Annotated in this window: 20 protein-coding genes; 12 read left to right on the top strand and 8 right to left on the bottom strand. The window is 49.0% G+C overall.

Annotated features, from left to right (window positions below; all coding sequences use genetic code 11):
• The first annotated feature begins 1 nt into the window (after window position 1).
• The 4 genes from JW881_16670 to JW881_16655 all read left to right on the top strand — a co-directional run bounded on the left by JW881_16670 (window position 2) and on the right by JW881_16655 (window position 3263).
• Entirely contained in the window at window positions 2-892 is an 891-nt protein-coding gene (locus JW881_16670) for an HAD family phosphatase (protein ID MBN1699155.1), read from the top strand.
• A 66-nt stretch (window positions 893-958) separates the two neighbouring features.
• Entirely contained in the window at window positions 959-1906 is a 948-nt protein-coding gene (locus tag JW881_16665; GenBank protein MBN1699154.1) for a GGDEF domain-containing protein, read from the top strand.
• 91 nt (window positions 1907-1997) lie between these two features.
• Window positions 1998-2339, top strand: a complete 342-nt coding sequence (locus tag JW881_16660; protein MBN1699153.1) for an FHA domain-containing protein — start codon at window positions 1998-2000, stop codon at window positions 2337-2339.
• Window positions 2340-2393: 54 nt separating this feature from the next.
• Complete coding sequence (locus JW881_16655) at window positions 2394-3263, top strand: HU family DNA-binding protein (protein ID MBN1699152.1); 870 nt, start codon at window positions 2394-2396, stop codon at window positions 3261-3263.
• A 70-nt stretch (window positions 3264-3333) separates the two neighbouring features.
• Here JW881_16655 and JW881_16650 read toward each other — a convergent pair whose 3' ends face one another.
• Window positions 3334-3843, bottom strand: a complete 510-nt coding sequence (locus tag JW881_16650) for a hypothetical protein (GenBank protein ID MBN1699151.1) — start codon at window positions 3841-3843, stop codon at window positions 3334-3336.
• Between the two features lie 214 nt (window positions 3844-4057).
• On the opposite strand from JW881_16650, the gene JW881_16645 reads away from it, so the two are divergent.
• On the top strand, window positions 4058-5959 hold the full coding sequence (locus JW881_16645; protein MBN1699150.1) for a long-chain fatty acid--CoA ligase: 1902 nt from the start codon (window positions 4058-4060) through the stop codon (window positions 5957-5959).
• Window positions 5960-6071: 112 nt separating this feature from the next.
• Here the strand turns inward: JW881_16645 and JW881_16640 are convergent, their stop codons facing one another.
• The gene (locus JW881_16640) at window positions 6072-6290 is read right to left on the bottom strand and encodes a 30S ribosomal protein S21 (protein MBN1699149.1); all 219 of its coding nucleotides are present in this window, start codon (window positions 6288-6290) and stop codon (window positions 6072-6074) included.
• 178 nt (window positions 6291-6468) lie between these two features.
• Here JW881_16640 and JW881_16635 point away from each other — a divergent pair, with 178 nt between their 5' ends.
• Complete coding sequence (locus JW881_16635) at window positions 6469-6630, top strand: hypothetical protein (protein ID MBN1699148.1); 162 nt, start codon at window positions 6469-6471, stop codon at window positions 6628-6630.
• Between the two features lie 115 nt (window positions 6631-6745).
• Window positions 6746-6907 (top strand): hypothetical protein, encoded by a 162-nt coding sequence (locus tag JW881_16630; GenBank protein ID MBN1699147.1) that lies wholly within the window; start codon window positions 6746-6748, stop codon window positions 6905-6907.
• A gap of 8 nt (window positions 6908-6915) precedes the next feature.
• On the opposite strand, the gene JW881_16625 is transcribed toward JW881_16630, so the two are convergent.
• Window positions 6916-7560 carry a TetR/AcrR family transcriptional regulator gene (locus JW881_16625; protein ID MBN1699146.1) on the bottom strand — a complete coding sequence of 215 codons (645 nt, stop codon included), beginning with the start codon at window positions 7558-7560 and terminating at the stop codon, window positions 6916-6918.
• Between the two features lie 124 nt (window positions 7561-7684).
• Between JW881_16625 and JW881_16620 the strand changes: the two genes are divergently transcribed.
• The 4 genes from JW881_16620 to JW881_16605 all read left to right on the top strand — a co-directional run bounded on the left by JW881_16620 (window position 7685) and on the right by JW881_16605 (window position 13038).
• Entirely contained in the window at window positions 7685-8935 is a 1251-nt protein-coding gene (locus JW881_16620; protein ID MBN1699145.1) for a flavodoxin family protein, read from the top strand.
• A 158-nt stretch (window positions 8936-9093) separates the two neighbouring features.
• Entirely contained in the window at window positions 9094-10686 is a 1593-nt protein-coding gene (locus JW881_16615) for a hypothetical protein (GenBank protein ID MBN1699144.1), read from the top strand.
• Between the two features lie 754 nt (window positions 10687-11440).
• A complete protein-coding gene (locus tag JW881_16610) occupies window positions 11441-11827 on the top strand; it encodes a GxxExxY protein (GenBank protein MBN1699143.1) in 387 nt (128 codons plus the stop codon).
• 308 nt (window positions 11828-12135) lie between these two features.
• Window positions 12136-13038, top strand: a complete 903-nt coding sequence (locus tag JW881_16605) for a homocysteine S-methyltransferase family protein (protein ID MBN1699142.1) — start codon at window positions 12136-12138, stop codon at window positions 13036-13038.
• 83 nt (window positions 13039-13121) lie between these two features.
• On the opposite strand, the gene recJ is transcribed toward JW881_16605, so the two are convergent.
• The 5 genes from recJ to JW881_16580 all read right to left on the bottom strand — a co-directional run bounded on the left by recJ (window position 13122) and on the right by JW881_16580 (window position 18556).
• Entirely contained in the window at window positions 13122-15245 is a 2124-nt protein-coding gene (gene recJ, locus JW881_16600; GenBank protein ID MBN1699141.1) for a single-stranded-DNA-specific exonuclease RecJ, read from the bottom strand.
• Window positions 15242-16552, bottom strand: coding sequence for a thymidine phosphorylase (locus JW881_16595; protein ID MBN1699140.1), 1311 nt, complete (start codon window positions 16550-16552; stop codon window positions 15242-15244). Before JW881_16595 ends, recJ begins: the two co-directional genes overlap by 4 nt.
• 10 nt (window positions 16553-16562) lie before the next feature.
• On the bottom strand, window positions 16563-17114 hold the full coding sequence (gene thpR, locus JW881_16590) for an RNA 2',3'-cyclic phosphodiesterase (GenBank protein MBN1699139.1): 552 nt from the start codon (window positions 17112-17114) through the stop codon (window positions 16563-16565).
• Window positions 17115-17195: 81 nt separating this feature from the next.
• Window positions 17196-17951, bottom strand: coding sequence for a DNA repair protein RecO (recO, locus tag JW881_16585; GenBank protein ID MBN1699138.1), 756 nt, complete (start codon window positions 17949-17951; stop codon window positions 17196-17198).
• Between the two features lie 104 nt (window positions 17952-18055).
• The gene (locus JW881_16580; GenBank protein MBN1699137.1) at window positions 18056-18556 is read right to left on the bottom strand and encodes a GNAT family N-acetyltransferase; all 501 of its coding nucleotides are present in this window, start codon (window positions 18554-18556) and stop codon (window positions 18056-18058) included.
• Between the two features lie 267 nt (window positions 18557-18823).
• Here JW881_16580 and lon point away from each other — a divergent pair, with 267 nt between their 5' ends.
• Window positions 18824-21163, top strand: a complete 2340-nt coding sequence (lon, locus tag JW881_16575) for an endopeptidase La (protein MBN1699136.1) — start codon at window positions 18824-18826, stop codon at window positions 21161-21163.
• Window position 21164: the final 1 nt, after the last annotated feature.

The following is a 21164-nucleotide window of genomic DNA, read 5'->3' as shown; positions in this document are numbered from 1 at the left end:
CATGGAAACGATAAACCGGCTCCCCCCCTATCCCGCCGACGCCCCGTTGGCCATGATAATTACCGATCTTGACGGCACATTACTGAATAAAGAAAGAAAATGTGCACCCGATGATTACGAAACGCTGACGGTCCTTGAAAAACGCGGGATTATCCGTGTCATCGCGACCGGACGCAACTTCTATTCGCTGTGCAAGGTTATCAAGCCGCCGTTTCCCGTCGATTATGTGATTTTTTCATCAGGCGCCGGTGTCTGGCATTTAGGCGATAACGCAATCATCAGAAAAATATCGTTTGATAAGGACGAGGTCGAGAAGGCGGCATCGACATTCACCTCCCTGAACCTTGATTTCTTTATTCATCATCCGATACCGGAGAATCATTTTTTTACCTATTACGGGATGACGAATGACAACCCGGATTTTAATAGGAGAATCTCGAATTACCGTGAATTCGCCGAAGCCGGCGATCCCGGCAATATCGCGAGCTGCCGGGCCGCCCAGCTTCTTGCGATTATCCCCACCCCCGATAATGAAACATGCCGCCGCATTTACATGAATGTTAAAGCCCGTCTCCCCGATTTCACGGTAATCCGGACCACATCCCCGCTTGACGGGGCTTCTTGCTGGATTGAGGTCTTTCCCGGTCATGTTTCAAAGGGCAAGACCGCCCAATGGCTGTGCCTGAAAACGGGCATTAAGCGCGAAAACGTCTGTGCGCTGGGCAATGATTATAACGATACGGATCTTCTCGCCTGGGCGGGAAGATCTTTTGTTGTCGGTAATGCCGCGGACGAATTGAAACGTCAATTCCCGCAGGTTTTGTCGCATAATGAATGCGGTTTTTCCGATGCCGTCTCGAAGTGGCTTTCCGGCGGAAACAAAAGCGTTTGAACAATACAACAAAACAATACATAATGAAAGACATACTGATCATCCTGAGCCGGGGGTAGGGTTGAAGTGAAAGAAAAACAGTATTATCTAATCTATCTCGATAAAAAAATGAAACTTGAAAAAAACCGGTCGTATACGATCGGAAGAAATGTCGATATGGACATATACCTCCCCCATACATCGGTTTCACGGCATCATTGCATTATTGAATGGACGGGCGAGGAGTTTTCACTCCGCGATTGCGATAGCACGAACGGAACCGAAGTGAACAGTAAAAAAATCGATACTATCCGGCTGCAGGATCATGACAAGATCAAAGCCGGTATTTTCAATCTGCTTTTCCGGTGCATCGACCGGATACATAAAAAGGAAGAAGAATATGTGTTGACGCCGGGAGATACCATGATTCTCGAAAGCAAGGTTGCCCAGATCGTTGAAGAAATTAATGAGCCGCAACTCAAGGAAAAAGTGCTCGGTCTCAAATATTATATCGATAAAAAAAAGATAAAACTCACCAATCTCGCCTACAGGGACCCCCTTACGGGCCTCTACAACAGACGGTTCCTCGATGAAAAAATTTTCGACGAAGTCGAACGGGCAAAACGATACAACCGCCATCTTTCAGTCATTCTTGCCGATCTCGACCACTTCAAACGGATCAACGACCGCCACGGCCATCAAAAGGGCGATCTCGTTTTACAGTCGGTCGCAGAGATTATCAAAAAAACATTGAGACACAATGACGTTGCGGCACGGTACGGGGGAGAGGAGTTCTGTATCATTCTTCCCGAAACATCGCTTGAAACGGCAAAACAGGTGGCTGAAAAACTGAAGGAGAATGTGGAAAATCAGGTAAAGAAAAAATGCGGGATCCCGATCACGATCAGCCTCGGCGTTGCGAGTATTAATAACAAGAACAATACCCCGATGAAACTCGTCCAGGCGGCGGATCATGCAATGTATTGCGCGAAAAACGCGGGAAGAAACAGGGTGGCGATCGATATTTCGGATTAGGCGATTCACGCGTATGAAAAACAAACACCGGCGGAATTTTAATAATTGATTTACATATCAATACAGTATATGATGAGAATGAGGAGGATGCATGATGGACGAAACACTTCATGCTGAAAGTAATATCGGGAAAAGGCTTAATAAATTGCGAAAACTTGAAAAAAGATGCCTGTTATTCAAGGGCAACGTCATCCCGATCGTTACGGAAATTACCATCGGCAGGGACCGGTCGAACTGTATCGTTGTCGAAGACAACATGGTGTCGCGTTTTCACGCGGTTATACAAAAAATAAAAAACGCTTATTTTATTAAAGACCTTAAGAGCACAAACGGAACAAAAGTGAACGGAGTCGACGTTCCAAAGGACAAGTATATCAAATTAAAAAAGTGTGACGTCATCCAGATCGGTCGTACGGATTTTACGTTTGAATAAAGCGGGATTCCGTAAGACGATCACCGTCACGGAGAAAGAGAAAGGAACAATGTTATGGATGAACGAGTAAAAAATCTGCCAGGAAATATACAGACCCATCTTCGAAGCGTGACCGCCTCTTCCGGTCTCCCCGACACGGATGAATCCTATGAGAAAATAGCGCTCAACTGGATTGAAAAGAAGAAGATGTTCGAGGACCAGATCAAATCCCTCGATATGATCGCGGCGGACTCGCTCGACAGGGATGATGAACACGCCGCACTCCTCTACACATACTCGGGGAGTCTTATCACCCTCGGCGGAAATACCGGAAAGGGCCGCTGGGTCGAGTACGCGAGCATCAAGCTGCGAAGCGACGTTCCCGATGTCGTCGCGGTCCCCGTAACGGAGCTTTCCGATAATATCAGAGTGGATGAGGAAATCTCATTTACCGGCGGTCCGATAAAAAAAACATCGGCATTGTTCCGTATCGCGATATGCAGGGAACCCCTGCCGATAGAAGAACAGGAAAAAAGGGTGAGGGAAGCGACGATATTTCTCACTTCCCGCTTTACAAAGGCAAACAGAAAGGTGATGGCACCGGAGGCCGGCGCCCCCCGCCACTTCACCATGAAATCCATTATCAGATACCTGGCATCCAAAAGCAATATCACTCAGAAACAGGCGGCACAGATTATCGAGGATTATCTCTATATTCTTGAATCCGGCATGCTGATCGGTGAGCGTATTCCCCTCGGACGTATCGGAAAACTCTCGATCAGAAAACGGGCCGCGCAAAAAGCCCGGGTGGGAATGAATCCGCATACCGGCAAGAAAATAACGATTCCGGCCAAACCGGAAATGTATGTACCGAAAATGTCATTCGGCAAGGGATTGAGGGAAAGGGTTTCGGAAATAACGATTCATGTTCCCGACCTTCCATGAAAATGTGTAGATTTTGTCGAATCGCATCTACATGCTTGCCGCATGTAAGGAATCCGGGCTCAGCCCCTCTTCATTCGGTCCCCGGGCCCGGTACCGTATACGAAAATGATTGGAAAAATCGAGTGGTATCTTCTTCTTCGAGTTTTTTAACGGAAGTGGCAACCACTTCGAGCTGAAAAAGCCTGTCCGCAATTACGGTAAAAAGTACATCGACATAACTTTTCATACCTTCGTAATCCTGACAAAGCCGGAGTGTGAGTGCGGCGAAACCGTCGATCTCTGTCTCGCCTTTGAAAAGAACCTCGCCGTTTGCCGCAAGGTCTTCCCTCGACTCGTGAACAAGAGCCGACTTCTGCTCGTTATCAAGGACCATACCCAGTTCGATCACACCGATGATGAATGCCTTGTCTTTGAGTGAAGCGATATAGCCCCGCATTTTTCTAGCCCCGCTGTCCGTCTGGATTTCCCGGGTTTGTTGTTCCATTTCACCGCTTTTTACCGGCAGGTCGACTGAAAAAGAATCTTCACTGTTTTGATATGTCCTGTATTGCTGATTTTGAGAATTATCGGATGTTTCCATAGAAACAACATGACAGATATTTCCCGTTCGGTCAAGACAGTGTATTGTTGCAGCTTTTCATTGACAACCCGGCTTATGACGTAGTATGATGTAAGATAAGTAATTAATCGTACGTATGAAGGAAAATTAAAAAGCGACGTTGAAATTCAGGCGGTCTCTCATTCGAAAAGCAAATGAATACGAAAATAATTATAAACGAAAAGGAAGATAGGCTATGGAAAAAACACTTCTCACGCTTTTCAAGGAACGGGCGAACCGTTATTCCGAACGGCCCGCGTTATACGCGAAAGACAAAGAAGGGAAATTTCAAGCGATTTCATTCACGTCCCTTTTTACCCGTTCGAGTTGTTTCGGACTCGGTCTGCTTGATATCGGTATAAAGCGCGGCGACCATATCGGCATCATTTCAAATAACCGGAAGGAATGGATCATCGCCGGCTTTGGAATCCTCGGAATCGGGGCGCTCGATATTCCCCGTGGATCGGACTCGATGGCGGAGGAGATTCTCTATATTCTCTCTCACGCCGATTGTCCCGCCTGTCTGGTCGAGGATAACGAGCAATTCGAAAAAGTGCTTTCCATAAGACGTAAACTGCCGCAATTAACCCGCCTTATCGTTATGGATGAAGGGTTTACGAAAACCGGAAATGTCGAAGAAGGGATAACGGTGTACACCTTTAATGAAATTTGCGCAATGGGAGAGGGACGACTGAAACGGGACGCCGGGGCATTCGACAGGGAGATCGCAAAAGGCAAAGGCGAAGACCTGGCGACAATCATCTATACGTCGGGGACGACCGGAGAACCGAAAGGCGTGATGCTTACCCATAATAATTTTCTCCATCAGTTGAGTGCGCCCCTGGAACATCTCGACGTTGTGGCGGGCGATATTTTCCTGTCTGTCCTCCCCGTATGGCATGCCTTTGAACGTTCCGCCGAGTACGTGGCGCTTTTCACCGGGTGTTCGCTCGCTTATTCAAAACTGATCGGAAAGGTCATTCTCGAAGACATGGAAGCGATACGCCCCACCATTTTCCCCTCCGTCCCCAGAATATGGGAATCGGTCCGGTCGGGCATTTATAAGAAAATACGGGAAGAAGGGGGAATAAAGAAGGTTCTCTTCGATTTTTTTGTGAAGGTGGGAACCGCCCATTCATACTTTCTCACGATGACAAGGGGATTGCTTCCCGGGTTCAAACGGCGCATCCTGTTGTTCGATATCCTGATCGGAATTATTCCGCTTATCCTCATCACCCCGTTGAAATTGCTGGGAGATCTTCTTGTTTTCGGCAAGATAAAGAAAAAGCTGGGGGGCAGGTTCAAGTTCGGAATCTCCGGGGCGGGCGCCCTCCCCCCGTATGTGGATAAATTTTTCGCGGCAACCGGCATCCTGCTCCTCGAGGGGTACGGCCTTACCGAAGCGGCGCCGATCGTCTCGGTTCGAAAAGACAAGGCCCCCGTTCCGAATACCATCGGTCCGCCCCTTCCGCAGGTGGAAGCCGAAATCAGGGATCCCGAAGGGAAAAAACTCGGGCCGGGAAAGAAGGGAATCCTCTTTGTCAGGGGGCCGAATGTCATGAAAGGGTATTATAAACGGCCGGAAGAAACGGAGAAGGTACTTTCCCCGGACGGATGGCTCAACACGGGCGACCTTGCCATGCAAACCTATAAGGGCGAACTGCGAATCATGGGAAGGGTCAAGGAAACGATCGTTCTGCGCGGAGGAGAAAATATCGAACCCGGCCCGATCGAGGATGTCATTCTGCAGTCGGAATATATCGATCAGGTGATGATCGTCGGCCAGGACCAGAAATACCTCGGGGCACTTGTCGTTCCCAATATCGAATCTCTTTCGCGGTATGCGGAAACCCATGGTATTTATTATTCGCAGGAACAAGAACTCCTTGAGGACAAAGCCGTTATCGGCCTCATAAAGAATGAAATAAACGAACGGGTGAACATAAAAAAGGGATTCAAGGTATTCGAGCAGGTATTCAGAATTTTACTGCTTAAAACCCCGTTCGAAACGGGCACGGAAGTAACCCACACCCTCAAGCTGAAAAGGGACGTCATTGTCGAAAGGTATGAAAAAGAGATTCAATCACTGTTTTCTTGAGGTATCGATCACGGCATCACGAAAGCGATGTTTGCTTTGCCATAAATATTATGATTATCGTCAACGATACGGCCGGATATACGAAAGGGGCTTTTTCAAGCCCCTTTTGTTTTTAATAGTTTTTGGAGCCTTTAGAGCCGCCTATTTTTCTCATCTTCTTAAGCTGTTTTCGTTTAAGCGACTTTTTCCTTCTGCTTCGTATGGTCGAGGGTTTTTCATAAAACTCCCTTCGCTTCCATTCGCGAATTATTCCCTCTTTCTCTACCTGCCGCTTAAATCGTTTGATCGCCCTTTCAAGTTCTTCCTCACTCTGTACAATAACGTAAGCGATGAAAATCACCTCCTTTCACAATCGTGGTCTCCTCTATAGAAATTGTTCTATTCTCGATCTTTATTGATCATAGAATATCAAGAATATACTATATTTGTCAAGCGCCGGTAGAGAGGAAGGAAAACACTTTATTGTCCGGCTGCTTGACTTTTAGTAATACATATGATACATTTGTATCATGGCAACGATCAATCTGCGTAATATTCCCGATAATATAAAAAACCGGTTCAAGGCAATCTGTGATTTGAAGAACAGCAACATGACCCAGGAATTGATCTCCCTGATGAAAAAGACGATCGATGAGGAGGTGAACGGCAGGCCGAAGGGAGGAAAATCTTGAGTCAACGGGAGATGTACCGGTAACGAACGGCCGTTTTGCCGCTCGATTATCAAGGTAATGTAAAATACCGATGCATCCGGCCGGCCTTCTCAATAATTACATAAGAAAGGAGGAAATGATGAATATCATCGACAGAGACGGATCGACATTGGAAGATATGCAAAAAAAACAGCCGGATAAGCGTCTTCTAAAAAACCTCGAAGAGAACGAAAAAGAAAAAAAGGGTATCGGCGCGCTGCTTAAAAAGATTTTCTCAAGGGATTCTTTAAAAAAGTAGAGAAAATCTCATGTGATTTCTTCCGAATGAGGGTGTATCGCATAAGCGAGAAGATCGAGGGTGTATCGGCTGAAGGCCTCTTCGTTTAATCCGAGATGGGCGGTAAAACTTTGTCCTGTCTCGGAGAGTTCATGGAAAAATCCGGTCAGGATAAACGCGATCGAATAGGCGGTTTTCAGCGGTTCGATATCGCCGCGTATGCTTCCGTCACGTATTCCCTGCCCGATTATCGCCGAGAGTTCCTGAAACATATAATTGTCAAACTGCCTGAATTCATCAAAACCGGGTCCGGCTTTTTTCCTGATTTGTCCGATACGATTCATAAGACGGAATAATTCCGGAAAATCGGTATAAAAATGAAAATATGCCATAAATGCATGCCTTATTTTATCGAATCCGTTTCCGCCTTTTTCAATGGCCTTTCCGCAATACGCAAAGAGGGTCCTGAAGCCTTTGAGTGTTACGGCAAAATAAAGGTCTTCCTTGCCGGAAAAGTATTGATACAGCGTTCGCTTAGTAAACTCGGCCTCCGCGGCAATCTGATCCATCGATACCCTGGAGAAGCCATACGTACAGAAGAGTTTTTCGGCGGCGTTAATGATTCCTTCTTTGCGTGCCTGTCTTTCTATATCACGTCGTGATTTTTTTTTCATAAAAAGCGCTTTACCCCCTTGACATTTAAGTATACCTTGAGTATACTTTATATACATAGGGTATACTTGTTATACATACAGTATACATTATCTTTTCATAAACGTCAAGAATGGAGTTGTCTCTATGCAAAGCAGGAAACGACATGGAATATTGTTTGGTATTTCACTTGTTCTGTCGGCCATTTTTGCAGGGTTCGTACTATCGGATCTTTCCGTATTCACAAAAATCGGTAATGGAGTGCCCGTCCCGGACATGCAGTTTTACTACACTCCCTCTCATGTCACATCCCTGTTTGAAAAGATCGGGGATGCAGGCCGCCGGTTCTATATGATATTTCTTCTCAAAGATTACGGATTTATCATTTTTTCCGCACTCATGCAATCTTCTATCATTGCAAGGCTTCTTGACAGGAATAACGCCCGGTATCACCGCCTGATAGCGGTCATGCTTCCCTGGGTGAAGGGTATATTCGACGGCCTTGAAAATCTGTTCCTTCTGGTTTTACTTTCGTCTTTTACATATTCGAATCCCGGCATTATCGCCATTGCATCCTTCATGACGACGGCAAAGTGGATATCGTTCGCCGCCGTAATGGCCGTCATAATCGGCAACACGATGCAGTGTGCCCTGAGACATATCATATCAACAACAAGGAGGAAACCCATGAATAAACCGATAAAAGTGACCGGCATTATCAGCAGCCCGAGAAAAAACGGGAACACGGCCGTCCTGGTACGCGAAGCACTGAAAGGCGCCGAAGCATCCGGTGCGGAAACGGAAGAAATTTTTCTCAACGAATACGACATCGAATTCTGCCGGGGTTGTATGGCCTGTCTGGCCGGTGGTTCGTGCATTATCGACGACGATTTCATACAGCTGAGAAACAGGCTTGCCTTATCCGACGGCATCATTTTCGGATCGCCAAATTACGGTAACACCTATAATGCAATCATGAAGCGGTTTCTCGAACGGCTGGGGCTTTTCGAATTCATGACCTTCTCCGTACTGGGAGATAAATATATTGCCGGTATATCGACGGCGGGAGGGGGAAATGCGGAGCATGTCGCAAAGGAACTGACAAACCTCATAAAAAACGGGATATTCAAAAGGGGCTATGTTTCCGGTGCATGCGGCGTCAACTTGCACGGCAGACAAATATCCGGAATACCCGGGGCCCTCGACCGTGCACGCGGACTGGGGAGAAAAATGTGTCTGGATATCCAAAGGGGCAGAAACTATCCCCTTCAGCATATCATACGAAGAATAATCATAACCCTGTTCGTAAAACCCGGTTTCGAAAAATTTATCGTCACAGCCGGAAAAACAACCATGAAAGCGGTATACGAACATCTCAAGACTCAGGAATTGATATAGCCGCCCTGTCTTTACCATATCCGCTTTTCATTACCCGTATCAATTGATGACGAAGCCGTCGAAAACGGCCTGGCATTAAAAAAATCTTGATTTATTCCCCGCAGTAATGTAGAATGGACCTGAATATAAAATAAAATGCAATGATATAAAAGGAGAAAATGATGAACAGAAGGTTTTTGATCGTATGGACGGTCGTATTTTTCTTCCTGTTTCTATCCTGCCAGGCCTTTTCTCAGACAATCGAGATATACTGGGACGAGGCAAGACAGGAAATCGACGGTTTCGGCGCGTCAGCCGCGTTCAAACAGGCGGACAACCTGAAAAAGTTTCCCGAAGCGGCCCGAAACGAGATTCTCGATCTTCTCTTCTCACAGACCTCGGGCATCGGGCTTTCGATGGTTCGGAACATGGTCGGTGACGGGAGCATGAGCGAATGGGGAAACGATATCGACGGCCCCATCGAGACCATAGAACCCCAGCAGGGCACGTGGAATTTCAACGCCGTCGACGAACAGATCTGGTTCATGCAGGAGGCGAAAAAGCGGGGATGCACCATATTCTACAGTACGGTCTGGAGCCCGCCCCGGTGGATGAAGGACAACAACAGCTGTATCAACGGCGGGTCGGTCCTGACGAGCATGTATGACGATTACGCGGAATACCTTTACCAGTACGTGACCGAATACATGAAAAACAGAAACGGCATCGACATTTACGCCATCTCCGTCGCCAATGAACCGAATCTGGGAACGAGCTACTCGTCATGCAGATGGACCGGAGAACAATTCAGAACATTTGTCAGGGACAATCTCGGCCCCAAATTCAGGGACGAACACTCGATCGCAACAAAAATAATCATAGGCGAGGATTCCAACTGGACGGAAGAACCCGCGCGGGCGACATTGAACGATTCGACCGCGGCCGGGTACCTCGATATCGTCGCGGCCCACAACTACAACAATTCGAATTACAATGACTTTACGAACGCGAAAAGCAAGAACAAACGGGTGTGGGAGACAGAGGTATCGAACCTCAATGACAACGACGCCTCCATGACGGACGGGATGAAGTGGGCCAAACAGATACACGATTTCCTCACCAACGCCGAGGGCAACTCGTGGTGCTACTGGTGGACGATCTGTTACAAAGTCAATCCCGCGAAGGGGGAGGCATTGATCAACATCAATACCCAGAATAACAGCTGGTTTACCAACAAACGCCTCTATACCATGGGCAATTACAGCAGGTTCGTCAGGCCGGGATGGTACCGGTTGTCGACGTCGACGGCCTCCTCGAACGGCGTCCTGGTGACGGCATTCAAGAACACACAGACAAACGAATTCGCAATTGTCGCGATCAATGAAAGCGGGAGTTCCCAGTCGAGGAGTTTCCATCTGAACGGGTATTCCGCGGGTTCCGTCACCCCCTACGTGACATCCTCGAGCAGCGATCTCGCGCAGTCGCCGGCGATATCGGTCTCGAACGGGACATTCAGCGCGACGCTTGCGGCAAACAGCGTCACGACCTTTTCGGCGGGCGGCGGGTCCTCACCGGGAACGACCGGGGACGTCAATGGGGACGACAGGGTCACGATCGCGGACGCCCTTCTCATCGCGCAGTATTACGTGGGATTGAACCCCTCGCCGTTCAACGCCTCCCTGGCGGACGCCAATTGCGACGGGAACATCAATATCACGGACGCGCTTCAGGTCGCCCGTTATTACGTGGGTATCATTACGCAGCTGTGCTGATACCCGGGGTATCCGCGTAACGGAAAACGAAATAAATGCCGGAACCGGCCCGGGGAAAGTCCCGAAGGCCGGTTCCGGTTTCTATATCTCCCCTTCCCCGTTTCCTAACCAAAACCTAACACAACACTAATAAACCCCTTACATAACGATGGTAATTTTTTATCATGATGACGATAATCGCAATTATTATCACGCTGATTTTAGCCATGATGACCGGATTCGCGTACTTCCGGCATTCGGAAGATTCGGCGGAACATTTCATGCGTGATTGGTACAGCCATCCCGGACACGAATGCTGAGTCGTCCGTATCGTTCCGTTCCGTCACGGATTTCTCGCAAATATAGGGGAAATGGGGTTACTACGGATTTCACGGTAAGAAGCGGATTACGCGGTGAGGGGAGTGTCCGTGCAAGACGTAAAAGCGGTATGTCTTGAATGATTAGTTTTTTATTTTTATTGTTATAATTCGTATAACGTCTAATGTCAAAAATATCATTAATTTCCTCTTTTAGCTGTAATCATAATTTCTTAAATTCTCATTCTCCATATCCATCCGCGTAATCCGTCTTTCTTCCGCTAAATCCGTCGTTCCTCTTATCTTCCACCTAACACCTCCTTAATGACTCGTTTTTGATTATAATCTCATTTCCGGGCCCCGTCAAGGTCATGCACTTGCGTGTTGCTTCGCAAACCTTGACAGGCCCCGGAAATGAGATTGACGGGTTTCTAAAATTAATTAAGGAGGTGTCGCCCATGACATCGAAACTCATTTTCAAAGATCTCTCGGATAACATCATTCGTATGGCGTTTACCATTCACGCCCATTTCGGCCCCGGTCTGCTTGAATCCGTCTACGAAAGCGCTTTCTGCGTCGAACTTGCCCGTGCCGGTATTCCATTTGAACGGCAAAAAGTATTTTCACTCACCTATAAAAACGAATATGTCGGTGCATATATCGCGGACCTTGTTGTCGACAACACGATCATCCTCGAACTCAAGGCGGTCGCCCGGCTTGCAAAGGTAATGGAAGCCCAGCTTATCAGCTATCTCAAACTCTCAGGACTACCTGTCGGTTATCTCATCAACTTCAACTCTTTCAGTCTTGAATGGAAGCGGTTTGTCAATCAACGTGAAGGATAGCCTTCGGGCTGTCTTTTCTCATCTTCATTTCGTGCCTTTTCGTGATTTTAGTGGTTAATTATTAATACCGTTCTAAACATCGTTTTCGGGTTACCGTTTGCGTCCCTTTTGATGCTATTATATAATCCGCCTTCATACAAGCCGTTCGGCCTGTTGTAATGTTTCTCCCGTCATATATTTTCACCTCCCCTCACCCCGCCGCGAAATCCGTCTTCATCCGCGTCATCCGTGGTTCATTCCCTTTTTTAAACGCGGGTCTTGCCATTACCGTCAAAAGTATGTATCTTGCTACACACAGGAGAAGTGACATGACAGAGATAACAAGAAAAAGCATCATTCGCGACAGGCTCAGCGGCGGGAAGGTCCTCGTTTCCGACGGCGCGTGGGGGACCTTTCTTCACGCCAAGGGACTCGGTATCGGTGAGGCCCCGGAAGCATGGAATCTGACCCATCGCGGGGATGTGCTGGATGTCGCGGCACAGTATGTCCGGGCGGGCTCTGATATCATCGAGACCAACAGCTTCGGGGGGAGCAGATTCAAACTGGCGCATTACAAGCTTGACGGCAAGGTCCACGAGATAAATAAAGAGGCCGCGGCCATATCTAAAGAAGCCGCGGGCGCCGACCGCCTCGTGATCGGGTCCGTCGGGCCCACGGGGAAAATGCTCATGATGCGGGACGTCACGGAAGATGAACTTTACGAGGCGTTCGCCGAGCAGGCGAAGGCCCTTTATGAGGGCGGGTGCGACGCGATCTGCATCGAAACCATGTCCGCACTCGATGAAGCGGGCCTGGCGGTCAGGGCGGCGCTCGACAACACCCCCCTCGAAGTAATCTGCACCTTCACCTTTGAAAAAACCCCGGCCGGCGAATTCCGGACCATGATGGGCGTATCGCCTTCCGGCATGGCTGAAAAAATGATCGAAGCGGGCGCCCACATCATCGGCACCAACTGCGGAAACGGCATCGCGTTGATGATACCGATCGTGCGTGAAATTCGGACAATCGACGCCGCGATTCCCGTTCTGGTCCACGCGAACGCCGGGTCCCCCGTTTTTGAAAACGGGAAAACCGTTTTCCCCGAAACCCCAAGCGAGACCGCCTCATATGTCGCCGAGCTGGTTTCCTCCGGTGCGAATATCGTCGGCGGCTGCTGCGGAACGACGCCGGATCATATCAGGGCGATCAAAAAGGTCGTCGACGGCCTTTGAAAGGACGGGTCGTCACCTTCTCCCGCTTCCGCTTTCAGTGACGCCGGCCGCTGTCTATGCATATGGCCTTGAGGAGACATCCTTCACGGAGACGTATTTTTTTTGATATCCAAAATATTGAGTCTGATGGTTTCGGTCTGCTGGTAATAATTCTTTGAAATATTGTAGACGATATCGACTGAATCCCCTTCGGAGAAATCCCTGCCCACCCTGTCGGCACTGTTCCAGAACACGGCCGGCCATTTGTATTTCCCGGCCTCGAAAAGGAGTTTCAGATGAACCTGTTCCCGCCTGCCGATGACTTCACAACTCCGTATGGCGACCTCACGTGTAAGAAAAACGAGCGGCGGGTTTCCCTCGCCATACGGTTTGAAGAACTCGATCACACTCCAGATATCGGGGGTGAGGTACCCCGTGGGTAGTTCGGCGTCCACGGTGACGACATCTTCCCTGCGCCGTACCGGTTCCATCTCCTTCACCACTTCCTGAAACCTGCTCTCAAAGCGTTCCATTTTATCCAGACCCATGGTGAATCCGCCCGCCAGATCGTGGCCCCCGAAATCGGTCAAAAGATCGCCGAATGAATGAAGAAACTCCTTGGCGTTCACGTTCAGGGTACTCCGGATGGAGCCCACGGCGCGTTTTTCGAGAAGGGCGACGACAAGGGCGGGAACCTTGAAGAACTTTGAAAGCCTGGAGGCGATAATACCGGTAATGCCCCGATGAATCGATGTGCCCGAAACATAGATGAACTTCTCCTCCGTTTCCTCGAAGCACCGCTTTGCACCGGGAATCACCTTGCCCCATACTTCTTCGCCCAGGTTTTTCCTTTTATCATTCAGTTTAATGATATAGGCGGCGAGTTCTTCGCTTTCCTTCTCATCATCGGTTAAAAGCATCTGCGCCGCTTTCTCCGGTTCTCCCATTCTCCCGGACGCGTTGATTACCGGCGTCACGTACCAGCTGACATCCTTCGAGTCGAGTTCTTTTCCGCAAAGGGAATTCCTGAAGAGTATTTCCCGGAGTCCCCTCCGTTTCGTCTTGTTCAATACGGAAAGACCCAGTTTCACGAATATTCTGTTCTCGTCGACAAGCGGCATGATATCGCCGAGGGTGCCCAGAGCGACGAGATCCATATCGTTACAGTAGTCGACCGAAAGCGTTTTTTCGCTTTTAATGACATATGATATGAAAAGACTGGCAAATACGTCGATTTCTTCGCTTTGACGATCGGCATAAAAAGCGATCCTGCTTTTCTCCTGTATTTTATAGAGGCTGTTATCCTTTAACGCGGGAAAGATTTTCGTTATCAACGGTTCGATATCAAAGATATTCGGGGTAAACGTATCGCCGAAAACTACGGCAAGTTGCTTTTTCTGATTTTCTTCCCGATACACATAGACATCGTTTCCCTCGCAAAATCGAAACAGCCTCGTCTTTTCGAACGAAACGACGCCCGGTACGACATTCTCCCGTATCCTGTCCCGCTCGACCAGATTGACGAGACGGACCATATCGATCACATAAGATTCATTGGCAGGCTTGATATGGAGAAGGAAGATCGGTATACCGTAGTAACGGGTGCGGGAAAAATGCAGGGCCCAGACCACTTTGGAGGTAACCGCGCACCCGCACAGGTCCTTGAAGGGATACCCCGATTCTTCGACCTTCGGATTGATGACCGCGCACGCCTCGGGCAGGTACTCGTGGGGATTATGGTGATCGACGACAATCGTATCGATTCCCTTTTCACCCGCGTACTCGATTTCATCGATGTTCGATATGCCGCAGTCAACGGAAACGAGCAGCGAGACATTCTTTTCCGCGATCGAATCGATCAGCTCCCTGGAGAGTCCGTAGCTGTCATCGCCTTCCGGAAGCCCCCATAAAACCTTCGCACCCCTCTCTCTCAATAATCTCACCAGTAGAACCGTCGCGGTAATACCGTCCACGTCCCTGTCACCGAAAACAAAAATCGCCTCCCCGTTCAAGACGGCCAGATTGATCCGCTCGACCGCTTCTTCCATTTCGGAGAAGAGAAAGGGATTATGAAGAAAGCGGATATCGTTCTCGAGAAAAAAACAAAGCGATTGTCCCTTGTTCAGATTTCTTCGCATAACGATCGAAGCGACCAGCAGGTCGATATTGTATTTTTTCGCGAGGGCTTTTACCTGCTTCCCTTCAATCTCCTTTTTTTCCCAGATCATGCTCCACCTATTACTTTCAGCATCCTCATACCGGCTGAGACCGGATCCTTTGAAACCGTTACCGCCGCAGAAAGCAGCGGCCCCGCTTCCTTCATGGCTGCCTCGCTGTTGCTCATCAGCATCGCTATCTCTTCTCCTTTACTCACCGTATCCCCCCTTTTCTTCCGAAAGACTATACCGCAAGCGGGGTCGACGTCATCGTCCTTTTTAAGCCTCCCCGCGCCGAGCATACAGGCCGCGAGGCCCGTTTTGTAGGCATCGATGCGTCCGATATACCCCTCATCCGGGCACAAGAGCGGGCGTGAATACACGGCGGCGGGTCCTTTTTCCGGATCTTCGATGACGCGGACATCACCACCCTGAAAAGCCACATGCTTTAAAAAAGCGGCCCATGCGGCGCCGTTTTCGAGCTTTTCCCTGCACCTCGCTTCAGCCTCTTCGAGAGATGAACAGACGCCTCCCATTACAAGCATATGCGAAGTAAGACCGATGGCAAGCTCAGTGACATCATCAGGTCCTCTGCCCTGAAGGCATTCACAGGTCTCCCGCACCTCACAGAAATTCCCCACCGTATATCCGAGTGGTTCGTCCATGTCCGTTATCACGGCGGTCACCTTTTTCCCGAGTCCGCGCCCCGTTTCACAGAGACTGCCGGCAAGAATTTCCGCCTCTTCCATCGTTTTCATGAACGCGCCGGAACCCGTCTTTACGTCGAAAACAAAGCCGTCGGAGCCTTCCGCGCACTTCTTCGAAAGGATGCTCGCCGTGATAAGGGGAACGGATTCGACCGTTGCCGTCACATCGCGCAACGCGTACATCAGTCTGTCCGCGGGAACCATATCCTCACTCTGTCCGATAATGGCATACCCCACCTCGGCGAGGGCTTTCTTAAGCCGTTCCGGCTGCATCCTCACGGAAAATCCCGGGATCGACGAACACTTGTCGAGGGTACCGCCCGTGTGCCCGAGTCCCCTTCCGGCCATCATCGGGACCTTCAGGCCACAGGATGCGGCCAGCGGCGCGAGGACGAGCGACACCTTGTCGCCGACCCCCCCCGTCGAATGTTTATCGATTTTCGTACCCCGTACCGCAGAAAGATCGATCACCTCACCCGAATCACGCATAATGCGGGTAAGGGACGCCGTCTCCTCCGGACTCATGCCCCTGAAATAAACCGCCATAAGCAGCGCCGACATCTGGTAATCGGGTATCTCGCCCGCGAGGTAGCCATTGACAAAAAAGACAAGTTCATCGCGGCCCAGACGTTCCCCTTCCCTTTTTTTCATAATAATATCCACTGCACGCATGCGAACCCCGTTATCCGAAAAGTATCGTTTTAAGCGGCATATATTCGGCACCGGCGGAAGATAATACCGATTGATACAGCACGCACCGGTCGATGATAAATCCATCCCCCGGCCGTGGAATCGAGAAGAGAAATTCCTCATCGAGCCGTCCCCCTTTGTTCCGCGCGAGGGTGATGTGTGGGACAAATTCCTTGTATTTGTCCCGGCTGCCGAAACCGGCGTTCCCGATAAAACGGCAATACGTCTCGTAATATGAGGTGATTTCCCCGCTTCCTTCCCCGATGCCGATGTAGATGACACGGGGATTCCCCTTTTCAGGGAACTGCCCGATTTCCCCGAAGCGGGCCGCTATCTTTTTCCCCTTGAGGACCCCGTCATCCATTGTCCGGATGAGTCCGTCGACCTTTTCCTGCCGCAATTCCCCGAAGAAAAAGAGGGTAATATGCAGCCCCGCGGGCTTGACGGCGCGTAAATAACGGCTGCCCGCCGATATGAAGTCAACCGTTTTTTTCAATTCCGTTATTTTTTCCGGTGGTAAGGGCAATCCTGCAAAGACCCTCATGCGAACGACTCCTTTTCCCGCATCGACACATTTCGACCGATAAATGTTATGCCGCTTCGGAAGCTCCGTTCCTCCCCGTTATCATATCATCGCTTCCCCGCTTTTGACCGTTTTTAGGGAGACCTCCAGCAGCGTCTCAATAATCCGGACGATAATTGTCTTTAACGTCCGGGCGGAAGATGCATCGATACTCACATCCATGGCTTTCCGGAAGGGAATCGCCATGGTCGCGGAAAGATACTTTCTCATTCCCGGATGACATATCTCGTTTCCGGCCCCCCGGCAGCGATGACAGAGAAAACCGGTGCGTCCGATTTCATGGAAAGCTGTTTCGCCGGGCGCGATGTCCGCCCCGCATCCGGCGCATAGATCAATTCGCATACCGTGACCGGTAATTATCAAAAACCTGAAAAGGAACTGGATAGTGATAAAGATCACGCTCTCTTCGCCGGCGCCCGCAAGGCATGTCAACGATTCCAGGAAAAGACTGAATATGTCATCAGCGCTGACGCCGCCGCCGTATGACTTGAGAATAACCTCAGCACAAAGCGACGCGCAATAAAATTTCCTTACGCTGCCGGAAATCTCATGGAAAGAATCGTAATGTTCCATATCAGTAATTTTGAATGTATTTGAAACCGGATTATGATAAAGATATACTTTTACATGGCTGAATAGCTGCGTGTACGCCCTTAGCCTGCTTTTCATCTTACACGCGCCATAGGCGACGGTGTTGATTATGCCGCTTGTGCGTGTAAGAAGAACGACACCCTTGTTTATTTCACCAATCCGGTTCGTTTTCAGGATAATCGCCTGCTGTATAGTGTTTCTTGACATTATCGTCGAACGCAAAACCAAGGGTAGCATAAAGTAGAAAATTTGTCAAAATAAAAATTAGTACAGAGGCGATACAGCGGGACACCGTTCCACCGGACGGTCTGTCAACCTGACGACGTTGACTCGAGGGCGGAATCGGGCGAGAACTCGATTTTCATCACGTATTTAAAATCCTTGAATCCATGTTTGCGCCAGAAGGAGTTTCCGACCATATTGTGGGAAAAAACCTGCAGTTCGATCCGATGGATATGCTTCGACTTGAACCATTTTATGATACCGGTAAGCATCATGTCTCCGAGGTTCCTGTTCTGATATTCCGTCTTTACCGCCATATCCGCGATATAACCATAGGTATATTGCTGAAACACGGGCGGATACATTTTTATCTGGGCCAGCGAATATGCGGCGATATTTTCATTATCAAGGCCGACCAGAACAAGGGATTTGCTCAAATGTATCTGTTCGATGATATATTTCATATAACGGGCTTCACCGTCACGTTTTCTGACAAAAAACGGATCAAGCTGTGCATGAAAATCGATATAGTCTTTCCATAATGAAACAATACCGGGTACGTGGGTTTCATTGGCTATTTTGACATTCATGGCCCCTCCTTGATCGTTTTTTATTTCTCTTTCCATATCCCGTTTACCCATATACGGACATGTTTGTTGACAACATCGATGGAAATTCGATCATGGTATAAGCATAACCATTTCGGGCTTTGATGTAAAGTACTTTCATTACCGGCCCGTTCGATCGGCGTACCGGAATTTTTTTAGAAGACTTATGTAGTAAAAATCAGGGAAATCAATCTTGACACTTACGCATACTCTTTATACCTTGATAAAAAAGATATAAAGAGGTAGCACATGTCAAATGGGCAAATCATTCCGGCGGATTTAGTATTGCCGAATAAACTGCATATTCTTCCCCTGAAAGGTCAGCCGATCTTTCCCGGACTCATCACACCGCTTGTTCTTCACGATCAGGAGGATATCGAGGTCGTCAATGCCTCGTTTTCAGCCCATCAGATTCTGGGTTTTGTTCTCATCAAATCGCCCGATGAGGAACACCCGGAAAGCGGCGATCTGTACCGCGTCGGAACGGCCGCAAAAATAATCAAGCGGTTGAACCTCCCGGACGGTGGTATGAACATTTTCGTGACGACACTCAAACGATTTACCGTCAAGAAATTCATCAATACCACCGTCCCGATTACCGCCGCCGTGGAATATGGGAATGAGGAACTCGCCGATTCTGTCGAAGTCAAGGCGCTGACAAGGGCGCTTCTTTCGGAAATGAAACAGATATCGGAAAACAATCCCCTCTTTTCGGAGGAAATGCGGCTGAACATGGTGAATATCGATCATCCCGGGAAAATCGCCGATTTTATCACCTCCATCCTGAATATCGACCGCAAGGAACAACAGAAAATTCTCGAGACCTTCGACGTCCGTAAACGAATGGAAAGCGTTTTAGTCTTCATAAAAAAGGAGCAGGAACTCCTCAAAATACAAAAGAAAATTCAGGGCCAGATCGAAGAAAAAATTACGAAGAGTCAACGGGAATATTTTCTCAAGGAGGAACTGAAAGCCATAAAATCCGAACTCGGTATGCCGGTCGATGCAAAAACCCAGGAGTACGCGAGACTGAAGGAACTCATCGAAAAGCTGAAGTTCAAGGGTGAGGTAAAAGATCAGGTTGAAAGCGAGCTGGAAAAGTTCGCCCTCATGGATCCCAATTCATCTGAGTTCGTCGTTACGAGAAATTACCTCGAAACGATCGTCTCCCTCCCGTGGAACGAACCGAAACAGGCAAAGATCGATATGAGCAGGGCGAAAAAAATTCTAGACGCCGATCACTACGGACTCGATGACGTGAAAGACCGGATTCTCGAATATATCGCGATCGGAATCCTGAAAAACGACACAAAAGGTTCGATCCTCTGCCTCGTCGGACCGCCGGGGGTGGGAAAAACGTCCGTCGGAAAATCCATCGCGCGCGCTCTCGGGAAAAAGTTCTTCAGGTTTTCCGTGGGCGGTATGCGGGACGAAGCCGAGATCAAGGGACACCGCCGGACATATGTCGGCGCCATGCCCGGCAAAATCATACAGGGACTCAAAATCGTAAAAACACTCGATCCGGTGTTCATGATCGACGAGATAGACAAACTCGGTGTTTCGTTCCAGGGCGACCCCTCATCGGCGCTCCTCGAAGTCCTCGATCCCGAACAGAATGTCGCATTCAGGGACCATTACCTCGATCTTCCCTTTGATGTCTCCCATATCCTCTTTATTACGACGGCAAACACCCTCGATACCATCCCGTCGCCGCTCAGGGACAGAATGGAGATAATCAGGCTTTCAGGCTATATCAATGAAGAAAAGGTGATGATCGCACGGAAATACCTCATTCCGAAATCTCTCGAACGAAGCGGCCTCGGCAAAAAGGACGTCGTCTACGATAAAAAAACGCTTTTCGCCATAGCGGAAGGGTACGCGCGTGAGGCGGGCTTGCGTCTGTACGAAAAACAACTCGACAAGATCCACCGGAAAATCGCCAAACTTTCCGTACTCGATAAAATCAAACTTCCCGTCGTCATTGATGAAAACGATCTCGTCACGTACCTGAAACAACCGCCGTTCGACGAACACGAATCGATCGAGGTGACAAAACCGGGCATGGCCGTCGGCCTTGCCTGGACGGCTCTCGGCGGAGCCACCCTCATTATCGAGGCGGTCGCCAACAAGGGCAAAGAGGGTTTCAAACTGACGGGCCAGATGGGTGATGTGATGCAGGAATCCGCGAATATCGCCTACACCTTTATCCGGCAGATATCCGAACGCTTCGGCGTTTCAAAAGAATTCTTCGAGGAACACCGGATCCACCTCCACATACCCGCGGGTGCGACGCCGAAAGACGGGCCTTCCGCCGGTATTACCATGGCCTCATGTCTTCTTTCGCTCATCAGGGATAAAAAAATAAAAAGCAGGCTCGCCATGACCGGTGAACTTTCCTTAGTCGGCCGCGTTCTTCCGATCGGCGGACTCAAGGAAAAGACGATCGCGGCAAAAAGGAATAAAATAAAGGAAATTATCATCCCCTATGAAAACCTGAAAGACCTCGACGAGATACCTGAAAACGTGAAAAAGGGAATCACCTTCCATCCCGTGAAAACAATGGAAGAGGTGATCGAAAGGCTTTTCTGAC

The sequence above is a fragment of the Spirochaetales bacterium genome, from assembly GCA_016930085.1.
Lineage (GTDB): Bacteria > Spirochaetota > Spirochaetia > SZUA-6 > JAFGRV01 > JAFGHO01.
Note: the sequence above shows the minus strand (reverse complement) of the source record. Positions and strands in the feature narration are given on the sequence as shown.

Bases quoted from the DNA above. Each gene is read 5' to 3' on its own strand.
- JW881_16670 (MBN1699155.1), top strand. From the start codon at position 2: ATGGAAACGATAAACCGGCTCCCCCCCTATCCCGCCGACGCCCCGTTG.
- JW881_16660 (MBN1699153.1), top strand. From the start codon at position 1,998: ATGATGGACGAAACACTTCATGCTGAAAGTAATATCGGGAAAAGGCTT.
- JW881_16655 (MBN1699152.1), top strand. From the start codon at position 2,394: ATGGATGAACGAGTAAAAAATCTGCCAGGAAATATACAGACCCATCTT.
- JW881_16650 (MBN1699151.1), bottom strand. From the start codon at position 3,843: ATGGAAACATCCGATAATTCTCAAAATCAGCAATACAGGACATATCAA.
- JW881_16645 (MBN1699150.1), top strand. From the start codon at position 4,058: ATGGAAAAAACACTTCTCACGCTTTTCAAGGAACGGGCGAACCGTTAT.
- JW881_16635 (MBN1699148.1), top strand. From the start codon at position 6,469: ATGGCAACGATCAATCTGCGTAATATTCCCGATAATATAAAAAACCGG.
- JW881_16630 (MBN1699147.1), top strand. From the start codon at position 6,746: ATGATGAATATCATCGACAGAGACGGATCGACATTGGAAGATATGCAA.
- JW881_16625 (MBN1699146.1), bottom strand. From the start codon at position 7,560: ATGAAAAAAAAATCACGACGTGATATAGAAAGACAGGCACGCAAAGAA.
- JW881_16620 (MBN1699145.1), top strand. From the start codon at position 7,685: ATGCAAAGCAGGAAACGACATGGAATATTGTTTGGTATTTCACTTGTT.
- JW881_16615 (MBN1699144.1), top strand. From the start codon at position 9,094: ATGATGAACAGAAGGTTTTTGATCGTATGGACGGTCGTATTTTTCTTC.
- JW881_16610 (MBN1699143.1), top strand. From the start codon at position 11,441: ATGACATCGAAACTCATTTTCAAAGATCTCTCGGATAACATCATTCGT.
- JW881_16605 (MBN1699142.1), top strand. From the start codon at position 12,136: ATGACAGAGATAACAAGAAAAAGCATCATTCGCGACAGGCTCAGCGGC.
- recJ (MBN1699141.1), bottom strand. From the start codon at position 15,245: ATGATCTGGGAAAAAAAGGAGATTGAAGGGAAGCAGGTAAAAGCCCTC.
- JW881_16595 (MBN1699140.1), bottom strand. From the start codon at position 16,552: ATGCGTGCAGTGGATATTATTATGAAAAAAAGGGAAGGGGAACGTCTG.
- thpR (MBN1699139.1), bottom strand. From the start codon at position 17,114: ATGAGGGTCTTTGCAGGATTGCCCTTACCACCGGAAAAAATAACGGAA.
- recO (MBN1699138.1), bottom strand. From the start codon at position 17,951: ATGTCAAGAAACACTATACAGCAGGCGATTATCCTGAAAACGAACCGG.
- JW881_16580 (MBN1699137.1), bottom strand. From the start codon at position 18,556: ATGAATGTCAAAATAGCCAATGAAACCCACGTACCCGGTATTGTTTCA.
- lon (MBN1699136.1), top strand. From the start codon at position 18,824: ATGTCAAATGGGCAAATCATTCCGGCGGATTTAGTATTGCCGAATAAA.